10 protein-coding genes are annotated in these 11795 nt (G+C 37.4%); 9 read left to right on the top strand and 1 reads right to left on the bottom strand.

Annotated features, from left to right (window positions below):
* Window positions 1–9 precede the first annotated feature (9 nt).
* The 6 genes from MKY70_RS23890 (at window position 10) to MKY70_RS23865 (ending at window position 6190) form a co-directional block, all read left to right on the top strand.
* The gene (locus MKY70_RS23890; RefSeq protein WP_002143351.1) at window positions 10–654 is read left to right on the top strand and encodes a FadR/GntR family transcriptional regulator; all 645 of its coding nucleotides are present in this window, start codon (window positions 10–12) and stop codon (window positions 652–654) included.
* 185 nt (window positions 655–839) lie between these two features.
* Entirely contained in the window at window positions 840–1709 is an 870-nt protein-coding gene (gene accD, locus MKY70_RS23885) for an acetyl-CoA carboxylase, carboxyltransferase subunit beta (protein ID WP_002015500.1), read from the top strand.
* The gene (gene accA / locus MKY70_RS23880) at window positions 1697–2671 is read left to right on the top strand and encodes an acetyl-CoA carboxylase carboxyl transferase subunit alpha (RefSeq protein ID WP_000818787.1); all 975 of its coding nucleotides are present in this window, start codon (window positions 1697–1699) and stop codon (window positions 2669–2671) included. Before accD ends, accA begins: the two co-directional genes overlap by 13 nt.
* 128 nt (window positions 2672–2799) lie before the next feature.
* The gene (gene pfkA / locus MKY70_RS23875; RefSeq protein ID WP_002034288.1) at window positions 2800–3759 is read left to right on the top strand and encodes a 6-phosphofructokinase; all 960 of its coding nucleotides are present in this window, start codon (window positions 2800–2802) and stop codon (window positions 3757–3759) included.
* A gap of 53 nt (window positions 3760–3812) precedes the next feature.
* The gene (gene pyk / locus MKY70_RS23870; protein WP_002015497.1) at window positions 3813–5570 is read left to right on the top strand and encodes a pyruvate kinase; all 1758 of its coding nucleotides are present in this window, start codon (window positions 3813–3815) and stop codon (window positions 5568–5570) included.
* Between the two features lie 230 nt (window positions 5571–5800).
* Entirely contained in the window at window positions 5801–6190 is a 390-nt protein-coding gene (locus tag MKY70_RS23865) for an FxsA family protein (protein ID WP_002088939.1), read from the top strand.
* 474 nt (window positions 6191–6664) lie between these two features.
* On the opposite strand, the gene ytvI is transcribed toward MKY70_RS23865, so the two are convergent.
* Window positions 6665–7783 (bottom strand): sporulation integral membrane protein YtvI, encoded by a 1119-nt coding sequence (gene ytvI / locus MKY70_RS23860; RefSeq protein ID WP_002143350.1) that lies wholly within the window; start codon window positions 7781–7783, stop codon window positions 6665–6667.
* Between the two features lie 562 nt (window positions 7784–8345).
* Between ytvI and MKY70_RS23855 the strand changes: the two genes are divergently transcribed.
* The 3 genes from MKY70_RS23855 (at window position 8346) to icd (ending at window position 11795) form a co-directional block, all read left to right on the top strand.
* Complete coding sequence (locus tag MKY70_RS23855; RefSeq protein WP_000625507.1) at window positions 8346–8807, top strand: DUF441 domain-containing protein; 462 nt, start codon at window positions 8346–8348, stop codon at window positions 8805–8807.
* Window positions 8808–9193: 386 nt separating this feature from the next.
* Window positions 9194–10342, top strand: a complete 1149-nt coding sequence (gene citZ, locus MKY70_RS23850; protein ID WP_002015492.1) for a citrate synthase — start codon at window positions 9194–9196, stop codon at window positions 10340–10342.
* A 160-nt stretch (window positions 10343–10502) separates the two neighbouring features.
* Window positions 10503–11795, top strand: coding sequence for an NADP-dependent isocitrate dehydrogenase (gene icd, locus MKY70_RS23845; RefSeq protein WP_002088934.1), 1293 nt, complete (start codon window positions 10503–10505; stop codon window positions 11793–11795).

Below are 11795 nucleotides of genomic sequence, written 5' to 3'. Positions count from 1 at the left end.
GAATTTCCATTGACATCATCAAATACAAAAGTATATCTCGAAATTGTAAAAAAAATCCGTTCCATTATGGAAGAGGATTGTTTAGTAGCAGGGGATCGTTTGCCATCTGAGCGTGAGTTAAGTTCACGCTTAAATGTTGGACGTTCCTCTGTAAGAGAAGCATTACGTGCGTTAGAGCTGGTAGGATTAATTGAAACGAGACGTGGTGAGGGAACGTTTATTCGAAACTTTTACGATAACGGTCTTGTACAATTAATTGCTCCGTTCTTGCTGCAAGATGAGAAAACAATTCGTGATTTATTACAAACAAAACGATTGCTTGAGAAAGATATGATTCGACTTGTATGTAATTTACCGAAAGAAACGTTTTCTGAAGTACTAAGTAAATTACACAAAGTGCTTGAAGAAAATGAAAGCTCAATTCCGGTGCTTCATCAAACGTTCTTTAAAACACTTATTGAACAATTCGATAATTATTTACTCTATCGCATTTGGATGATCGTAAATGATTACGTTGCAACTCTTTCTTGTGAAGTTTCAGGAGATTCTATCGAAATGTATAGAAAGCTTTATGCTACTTTGGAAGTGAAACAAGAAAATGATGCATTAAAAATTTACGATGAATTAGTAGAGAATATACAGTTTCACTCGTAATGTATAAAATTTGTCGAAATGACCATGACACGTTATGACAAACATTCTACCGCATAGCGGTTAAAGTTAAACGTAAAGAGAGAGGTTATTAGACAGATTGAGAAGATAAGGCTAACATCAAACATTGGTGTTAGCCCCATTTTCTTCTTACGCTAACCTTAGCTCTCAATGAAGGGGGTCAAATTGTGCTAAGAGATTTATTCGTGAAAAAGAAAAAGTACGCTGCAATACCTTCAGAACAAGTACGAAAAGATGTACCAGATGGCGTTATGACAAAATGTCCGAAATGCAAAAAAATCATGTATACGAAAGAGCTTCTTAAAAATTTAAAAGTATGCGTGAATTGTGGATATCATCATCCGATGAATGCATGGGAACGCCTTGATAGTATATTGGACGAAGGTTCATTTCGTGAGTATGACAAAGAGATGGTTTCACTAAATCCACTTGAGTTTCCGGGATATGAAGAGAAACTAGAAAACGATCGTAAGAAGACTAAATTGAATGAAGCGGTTGTAACTGGTGAAGGAACAATTGATGACATGCTTGTTGTTGTTGCAGTAATGGATTCTCGTTTTCGAATGGGCAGCATGGGCTCTGTTGTAGGAGAGAAAATTGCCCGTGCGGTTGAAAAGGCATACGACTTACAAGTTCCATTTATTATCTTTACTGCTTCGGGTGGTGCTCGTATGCAAGAAGGGATATTAAGTTTAATGCAAATGGCAAAAACAAGCGTAGCTTTGAAAAAGCATAGTAATGCAGGAGGGTTATTTATTTCTGTTATGACTCACCCAACGACGGGCGGGGTTTCAGCGAGTTTCGCTTCACTTGGTGATTACAATCTTGCAGAGCCAGGTGCACTTATCGGATTTGCTGGTAGACGCGTAATTGAACAAACAGTGCGTGAGAAACTACCGGAAGATTTCCAAACGGCAGAATTTTTACTAGAGCACGGTCAATTAGATGCGGTGGTGCATCGTGATGATATGAGAGAATCACTCCGTAAGATTTTAGAAGTTCATCAAGGGGGGGAAATGGCTGTATGGCAGAGCTAGAATTTGAAAAACCAGTTGTTGAGCTAAGAAATAAGATTCGTGAACTGAAAGACTATACGAAAAACAGCCAGATGGACTTCAGTGAGGAGATTCGTATTTTGGAAGACAAGCTAGAAAAACTAGAGGAAGATATATACGGCAATATGAAAGTATGGGACCGTGTTCAAATTGCTCGTCATGCAGAACGACCGACAACGCTCGATTATATTGAGCACTTATTTACTAATTTTTTTGAATGTCATGGAGATCGCCTATTTGGCGACGATGCAGCGATTGTCGGCGGCATTGCGAAATATAAGGGGATGCCCGTAACTGTAATTGGGCACCAACGCGGAAAAGATACGAAAGAAAATATTCGTCGTAATTTTGGGATGCCTCATCCAGAAGGATATCGAAAAGCACTGCGTCTAATGAAACAAGCGGAAAAGTTTAATCGTCCCATTATTTGTTTCATCGATACGAAGGGAGCTTATCCTGGTAAAGCAGCTGAAGAACGTGGACAAAGTGAGGCAATTGCCCGTAATTTATTTGAAATGGCGGGTTTAACTGTACCTGTTATTTGTATCGTTATCGGTGAAGGTGGTAGCGGTGGTGCGTTAGGTCTTGGAGTAGGAGATTACATTCATATGCTGGAAAATTCCACTTATTCTGTTATTACACCAGAGGGTGCGGCGGCGATTCTTTGGAAAGATGCTGGTAAAGCAAAAGAAGCTGCAGAAGCGATGAAAATTACAGCATTAGATTTGAAAGAATTAGGTGTAATTGACGAAATTATTCCAGAGGCAAAAGGCGGAGCACATCGTAATGTTTTGAAACAATCAGAAAATATAGATTTAATGCTTAAGAAAACTTTTGAACAATTAAGCGGAATTTCGAAAGATGAATTAATCGAAAAACGTTATGAAAAATATATGAAAATTGGGCAAGTTTCGTTTTCAAACGCTTCCATTGGGATAAAATAAGAAAAGCGTGCGTTCCTCTTCGCGAATGCACGTTTTTATTATGAAAAGACACATCTTCTCCATTGTGTTTTTGTATTTTTTCGTGTTATTTTATTATAAGGCAAATAATCTTTATGAGGTGAGTACAAATGAAACGTATTGGTGTATTAACAAGTGGTGGAGATTCACCTGGTATGAATGCTGCCATTCGTGCAGTTGTTCGTAAAGCGATTTTCCATGATATTGAAGTATATGGTATTTACCATGGATACGCTGGTTTAATTTCTGGTCATATTGAAAAATTAGAACTTGGTTCTGTTGGCGATATTATCCACCGTGGTGGTACAAAATTATATACAGCAAGATGTCCTGAGTTTAAAGACCCAGAAGTACGACTAAAAGGAATCGAGCAATTAAAGAAACATGGTATTGAAGGACTTGTCGTTATTGGTGGAGATGGTTCGTACCAAGGCGCAAAAAAATTAACTGAGCAAGGATTCCCATGTGTAGGTGTACCAGGTACAATCGACAATGATATCCCTGGAACAGACTTCACAATTGGTTTTGATACAGCTTTAAACACTGTTATTGATGCAATTGATAAAATCCGTGATACAGCTACATCTCATGAACGTACATATGTTATCGAAGTAATGGGACGTCACGCTGGAGATATCGCATTATGGGCTGGTTTAGCTGATGGTGCAGAAACTATCTTAATTCCAGAAGAAAAGTATGACATGGAAGATGTTATCGCTCGTCTGAAACGCGGTAGTGAACGTGGTAAAAAGCACAGTATTATCGTTGTAGCTGAAGGTGTTGGAAGTGCAATTGACATCGGTAAGCACATTGAAGAAGCAACAAGCTTTGATACTCGTGTAACTGTATTAGGTCACGTACAACGTGGTGGATCACCAAGTGCACAAGACCGTGTATTAGCTAGTCGTCTTGGCGCAAGAGCAGTTGAATTGTTAATTGCTGGTAATGGCGGACGTTGTGTTGGTATTCAAAATAATAAACTTGTTGATCATGACATTATCGAAGCGTTAGCTCAAAAGCATACAATCGATAAAGATATGTATCAATTATCTAAAGAATTATCTATCTAATCGGCTTAATGCCTTGTATTTGGGAACGGTTTCATAATTTTCGGAGGTGCAATATGCGTAAAACTAAAATTGTATGTACTATAGGTCCTGCTAGTGAAAGTATTGAGAAATTAGAGCAATTAATGGAAGCGGGTATGAACGTTGCTCGTTTAAACTTCTCTCATGGTAGCCATGAAGAGCATGGAGCTCGTATTAAAAATATTCGTGAAGCTTCAAAGAAAACTGGTAAAACAGTTGGTATCTTACTTGATACAAAAGGTCCAGAAATCCGTACACATGACTTCGTAGACGGACAAGCTGAGCTTGTAACAGGTGCAGAAGTAATTCTTTCTACTGAACAAGTATTAGGAACTGCAGAGAAGTTCTCTGTATCTTATGCTGGTCTTTATGATGATGTTGATCCAGGCTCTCGTATTCTAATCGATGACGGTCTTATCGAACTAGAAGTAATCGAGAAAGCTGACGGAAACATCCGTACAAAAGTATTAAACAGCGGAACTGTAAAAAATAAAAAAGGTGTTAACGTACCAAATGTAAGCATTAAGCTTCCAGGTATCACTGAAAAAGACGTGCAAGATATCGTTTTCGGTATCGAGCAAAAAGTTGATTTCATCGCAGCATCTTTCGTACGTAAAGCATCTGATGTATTAGAAATTCGTGAATTATTAGAAGGGCATAACGCTCAATACATCCAAATCGTACCAAAAATCGAAAACCAAGAAGGTATCGACAACATCGATTCAATCTTAGAAGTTTCTGACGGTTTAATGGTTGCTCGTGGTGATATGGGTGTAGAAATTCCACCAGAAGAAGTACCATTAGTACAAAAACGTCTAATCAAAAAATGTAACGTATTAGGCAAACCAGTTATTACTGCAACACAAATGTTAGATTCTATGCAACGTAACCCACGTCCAACTCGTGCGGAAGCAAGTGACGTAGCAAACGCAATCTTCGATGGAACAGATGCAATCATGCTTTCAGGTGAAACTGCTGCGGGTCAATACCCTGTAGAAGCTGTAACGATGATGGCTAACATTGCGGTACGTGTTGAAAAATCATTACAATATGAAGATATGTTCAAAAAACGTATTAAAGAGTTCACGCCAACAATTACAGATGCAATTAGCCAATCTGTTGCGCACACAGCACTTGCTCTTGATGTAGCTGCAATCGTAGCTCCAACAGAAAGTGGACATACTGCGAAAATGATCTCTAAATACCGTCCGAAATCTCCAATCGTAGCTGTAACATCTGACGAGCAAGTAGGACGTCGTCTTGCACTTGTTTGGGGTGTTCAAGCATTTATGTCTGAGAAACGTGCAGCTTCTACTGACGAAATGTTAGATACAGCAATTCAAACAGGTATGGATGCGGGTCTAATCGGACTTGGAGATACTGTAGTAATCACTGCTGGTGTTCCAGTTGCTGAAACTGGTACAACAAACTTAATGAAAATCCACGTTGTTGGTGAAAAAGTTGCTAAAGGGCAAGGAATCGGTCGTAAATCTGCAAAAGGTAAAGTAGTTGTAGCGAAAACAGCTGCTGAAGCTGTAGCGAACGTAAACAAAGGTGATATCCTTGTTACAACAAGCACAGATAAAGATATGATTCCTGCAATTGAAAAAGCTGCTGCTCTAGTTGTAGAAGAAGGCGGTCTAACAAGCCATGCAGCTGTTGTAGGTGTATCAATCGGTATTCCTGTTATCGTTGGTGTAAACGGCGTAACAACAACTTTAAAAAATGGCCAAGAAGTAACAGTTGATGCAGCACGCGGAATTGTTTATAATGGACATGCGGAAGTGCTATAAGAAGTAATACGGAGAGAAGGATCGGAGTCCTTCTCTTTTTTTTACACAAAAAAGGATAGAGATAGCTTTAAATACCTGAAATCGCTTTGAAAAACGTTTATTATAACGTTTAGTGGGAGAGGGTTGTTTGTCCCTTGTGAAGCTTGTATGAGCATTTTAAGGGGATTATAAAGGTTTTGTAAGGGTAATACTTTCAAACCTTTTAAATGAAATATGAAGGAGTGTGAGCTATGAAGTGGTTACTGTTCTTACTTATTTTAGTGCCGGCGATTGAGATTACGGTGTTAATAGGGTCGAGTCATGTAATAGGTTTATGGTCTACGTTCGCTATGATTGTATTTACGGGTATTGTGGGTGTGTATTTGGCGAAACGACAAGGGTTTAAAGTACTTAGAGAGATTCAATTTAGGCTAAACAGAGGAGAAATGCCGGGTGATGCGGTTCTAGATGGTATTTTTATATTCGTAGGAGGTATTCTTTTAGTACTGCCTGGATATGTGACGGATATAATAGGTTTTATCTTTGTTGTTCCTATAACGAGGGCTTTATTGAAGCCGGCTGTTATGAAGTGGATTGATTGGAAATTTAGAAAGAGAACTACTATTATTGTTCAGAAATAACGCGTAGATTATAGCGATCTACGCGTTATTTTTTTATTTGCCACTTATAGTCAATTGTTAGCTTCCTGATCGGGTTGGATTTTTGTTAGTTATTAAACGATAGGATGCAGAGGGTTCTTGTGAATGAAAAGTGTTACGTTAGGATGATGTTTTTTGCTTGTAGTAAGATTCGACTAGTGAGCAGAAGTTAGACAGGAAAAGAAAAATTACTGATTAAAGGGTTCATCTGCCTTGTTTTGTATATTTATTCATTTACATAAAAAGTAATAAATGCAAGTAATAATTATAAAGTATATAGAATAAAAATGTATTTTTGTCCTAAAATATGCGTTTTTATGCAAAAAAATAAGAGGATTATCCTTTTTTAGGAAATTCTCTTGTAGATGTAGGTAGTACAAAAAAGTACAGTGAATAATCAGTGGGAAATTCCCACTGATTACAGTTGATTTTTTATTGTGTATGAATTAGGAAATATTATTTTGATGGTGAACCCTTAATGAATTTCCATAAGTCGTGGAATACATGAGCTTTGTGTAATGTATTAAGTAGTACTAATATGACTGGACCGATGATTAATCCTAAAAAACCAAAGAGCTTAAAGCCGACAAATAGAGCGATGAGTGTCGCTAATGGATCTAGTCCAATATTAGATGAAAGTACTTTTGGCTCCATGATTTGTCTTTGGACAATCACGACGATGTATAGGATGAGAAGACCGATGGCGAATGCAGTATCGCCTGTGAAAAATACGTATATAACCCAAGGAACGAAGACGGCTCCAGTTCCTAAATACGGGAGTAAATCGACAACCCCTGTAATAATCGCGATAGTAATTGCGTATGGCACGCGTAATATTAAAAGGCCGATTAGTACAATGATAGTTGTCATAGATACGAGTGTAAGTTGCGCTTTAACAAAACCAAACAAAGCTTTTCTTAAATCGACAAAAATAGTTTTTCCGTATCCATGCAAACGATTAGGTAGAAGTTTTCTTACTTTATGAGCAAGACGGTGCCAATCGTAACTAATGAAGAAGGTGGCTAATAAGACGAAGACAAGGACAGTTAAAGTTGTTGGTAATGCACTAATGAAATTTGTTAACCCACTTATAATGGCGGTTAAAAGTTCTTTCATTTGTGTCGTTGCTTCGGTGCCTAAGTTTTGAATGTTTTGTGTAATAGTGTATCGCTGTGGTTCTCCGAGATGATTAAATTTAGAGATTAAATCATCATAGAGAGGCATAATATGATTAAGTGCAAATTGTTGGGCGAATGCAACGATATCTGGAAACTTAACTGTAACAATTTGTAGTAAGTACGTTGTGGCAGATATTGCTTCAGTTACAAGGTATGTAACAAGTCCAACGATAGCTCCGAATACGAGAATTAAGCTAACGAGTACCGCTAATGCGCGAGGGAATTGTAGTTTTTGATTAAGGAAATTGACGACAGGATTAATCAAATAAGCGAATGCAAAAGCGATAATAAAAGGGTAGATAAGGCCTGACATGTACAGCAATGCATAGAACCCAACTACCGTTGCTACAATGACAAACATGAGTCGTAATATCATATATAGTAAGTTTCGGTTCAAAGATGTATACCTCCCATTCCAATTTGGATTATCCTAATTCGTTCAACTTATAACTAGTGAGATTCACTGATCAAAGTTTCACTTTACCCCGCATTAACGGGCAGTAAATCTCCTACCCGAAGTGCAGCTGGATCAAAGGAGTTAGATGGAGATAAACTGCCCGTAAATGCCCGATTGGTTCAACTAATAATCAGTGGAAAGTGCCCCACTGATCAAAGTTTCACTTTATGTTATAGTGGAATGATGGATTTTTCCTGCTTTTTCAATATATGAGTGACCGGAAAAGCTTAGTGTTGATGCTTCTACTATATGGTAAAAACTTCATTTTCTCTTCTTTTTATTTTACCTGTTTCTTAATAGAAAAGAAAGGAGAGACGACCGTTTTTAAAAATGTATACATACTTAAATTTTTGATGGTTAGAGTTTCAGTTTGTCATTTTAAAATATGAAAAAAATGAAGTGGTTATTGTTGCATATACATCGATATAGCATGTATAACGATAGGTTTAAAGGTATTTTTGTTTAGAAGCGAGTTCATTATTTTCAGAAAGGAAGTGCAAACATGATTAGTCAGTCAACGTTATTTTTATTCATACTACTTATTATAGGACTTATTGCTAAAAACCAATCGCTTACTGTAGCTATTGGAGTGTTATTCTTATTGAAATTTACGTTTTTAGGAGATAAAGTCTTTCCTTATCTACAAACGAAAGGGATTAACCTTGGTGTAACAGTCATTACAATAGCAGTGCTCGTACCGATTGCGACAGGGGAAATAGGCTTTAAACAACTCGGAGAAGCAGCGAAATCGTATTATGCATGGATTGCTTTAGCCTCAGGTGTGGCGGTCGCTTTGTTAGCGAAAGGCGGCGTACAATTATTGACGACGGACCCACATATTACAACCGCACTTGTTTTTGGGACAATTATAGCTGTAGCTTTATTTAATGGAGTCGCTGTAGGTCCATTAATTGGGGCTGGAATTGCCTACGCAGTTATGAGTATTATACAGATGTTTAAATAAGGAATTTTATAGTAATATAAAATTTTTGAATTCTTTCTGTTCACAAAAGTCAGATAATTGTTTATAATAGGATTAGAAACTTTGAAAAGTTACATAACAGCAGAGACTTTACACCAGATAAAATAAAAACAACATAAAACAATTTTATAATGATATTGTTTTATGTTGTTTTTATCATAAACTCTTCGGAATTTATTTTCCTCACTAACTTGTTGTTCTGAGCGTGAGGATTCGGGGAGACATTCACGCTCATGCTTTCCATGTAAGTAATGGACAATAAGAGGGGAACATCGCAATAAATTTGCATGAACGTGCATTTTGCTTGCCTAAAGAGTGAACGAGCGTTCATAATTTATAAGGGGAGCAAATAGATATAAGGAGCAAGGTTGGGAGAATTTTCAGGAAAAGGAGAGAATGTCATGACTGTTATTCGAGGTTTAGAAGGGGTAGTAGCAACAACATCATCTGTGAGCTCTATTATTGATGATACATTAACTTATGTTGGGTATAATATTGATGATTTAGCTGAGAATGCTACGTTCGAAGAAGTAGTGTACTTATTATGGCACCGCAAGCTTCCTAATGAAAAAGAACTAGCGGAATTTAGTGGAACAGTATCTGAATACTATAAAGTACCAGGTGAGATTTTAACATATTTGAAACAAGTAGATTTAAAAATCGCGCACCCGATGTCGGTTTTACGAACTGCGATTTCCATGCTATCATTATATGATGAGAGCGCTGAAATAATGGATGGAAAGTCTAATTATTTGAAAGCGGTTAAATTACAGGCTCAAGTCGGAACTTTAATTGCGGCTTATGCAAGAATTCGTAAAGGGTTAGATGTTGTTGAGCCAAGAAAAGATCTATCATTAGCTGCAAACTTCTTGTACATGTTAAATGATCGTGAGCCAAATGAAGTTGAAATTGAGGCTTTTGATAAGGCACTTGTACTTCATGCCGATCATGAGTTAAACGCTTCTACATTTACTGCACGTGTTTGCGTAGCTACACTTTCAGATGTGTATTCTGGTATTACAGCAGCAATCGGTGCATTAAAAGGTCCTCTTCACGGCGGGGCAAATGAAAATGTAATGAAGATGTTAACTGAAATTGGCGAAGAAGAAAATGTAGAATCATATATTCATAATGCTCTTCAAAATAAAGTGAAAATTATGGGATTTGGTCATCGCGTATATGAGCATGGTGATCCACGCGCGAAACACTTACGCGAAATGTCTAAGAGATTATGCGTGCTTTTAGGAGAAGACAAATGGTATAATATGTCTATCAAAATTGAAGACATTGTAACAAAAGAAAAAGGTCTTCCACCAAATGTTGATTTCTATTCAGCTTCTGTATACCATTGTTTAGGAATTGACCATGACTTATTTACACCTATCTTTGCAATTAGCCGTATGTCAGGCTGGTTAGCTCATATTCTAGAACAATATGAAAACAACCGTTTAATCCGTCCGCGTGCTGATTATGATGGACCGACACATCAAGTGTACGTTCCGCTAGCGCAACGATAAGCGAAAAACACTATTTTGATAGTGAAAATACGCTTTCAAAAGTCTGATTTTTTTGGGAAGATGTAATGATTAGAATATTTAAATTTGACTAACGGTTTGAACTGAGGGGTTATTCCCTCAGTTTCATACATATGAAATTTCAAACATGGGGGTTATCACATTGACGACAGGTGAAAAAATTACTGTAACTAATGGTGTTATGAATGTACCAAACAATCCGATTATTCCATTTATCGAAGGAGATGGAATTGGTCCTGATATTTGGGCTGCAGCATCTCGCGTAATAGAAGCAGCAGTTGAAAAAGCTTATGATGGTGAGAAGAAAATCGTTTGGAAAGAAGTGCTTGCAGGGGAAAAAGCATTCAACCAAACAGGCGAGTGGTTACCAGAAGAGACTTTAAATTTAATTCGTGAATATTTAATCGCAATTAAAGGTCCACTTACAACTCCAGTTGGTGGTGGTATTCGTTCTCTAAACGTTGCGCTTCGTCAAGAATTAGATTTATATGTATGTCTACGTCCAGTTCGTTACTTTGAAGGTGTTCCTTCACCTGTAAAACGTCCGGAAGATACTGATATGGTTATTTTCCGTGAAAATACAGAAGACATTTACGCTGGAATTGAATATGCACAAGGTTCTCCAGAAGCAGAAAAAGTTCTTGCTTTCTTAAAAGAAGCAATGGGTGTTAATAAAATCCGCTTCCCAGAAACATCAGGGATTGGTATTAAACCAATTTCAGAGGAAGGGACAAAGCGTCTTGTTCGCGCTGCAATTCAATATGCAATTAACGAAAAACGCTCTTCTGTTACATTAGTTCATAAAGGAAACATTATGAAATTTACAGAAGGTGCTTTCAAAAACTGGGGTTACGAAGTAGCTGAACAAGAATTCGGCGACAAAGTATTTACTTGGGCTGAATATGATCGCATTGTTGAAAAAGATGGAAAAGATGCAGCGAATAAAGCGATGGCAGACGCAGAAGTGGCTGGGAAAATCATCGTAAAAGATTCTATTGCAGACATCTTCTTACAACAAATTTTAACTCGTCCACGTGAGTTTGATGTTGTTGCAACAATGAACTTAAACGGAGACTACATCTCTGATGCACTTGCTGCACAAGTAGGTGGAATTGGTATTGCACCTGGTGCAAACATTAACTATGTGACTGGACATGCTATCTTTGAAGCTACACATGGTACAGCTCCAAAATATGCAGGTTTAGATAAAGTAAACCCATCTTCAGTTCTTCTTTCTGGTGTATTATTATTAGAGCACTTAGGATGGAACGAAGCTGCGAATTTAGTAACTGATTCAGTTGAGAAAACAATTGAATCAAAAGTAGTAACTTATGATTTCGCACGCTTAATGGAAGGTGCAACAGAAGTGAAATGTTCTGAGTTCGCTAATGAACTTATTAAAAACATGGATGTAGCGATAATCAAAAACGCATAA

It is taken from the genome of Bacillus sp. FSL R9-9492, from assembly GCF_038007365.1.
In the GTDB taxonomy this organism is placed as follows: domain Bacteria; phylum Bacillota; class Bacilli; order Bacillales; family Bacillaceae_G; genus Bacillus_A; species Bacillus_A mycoides.
This window is presented reverse-complemented; position numbering and strand designations above follow the sequence as displayed.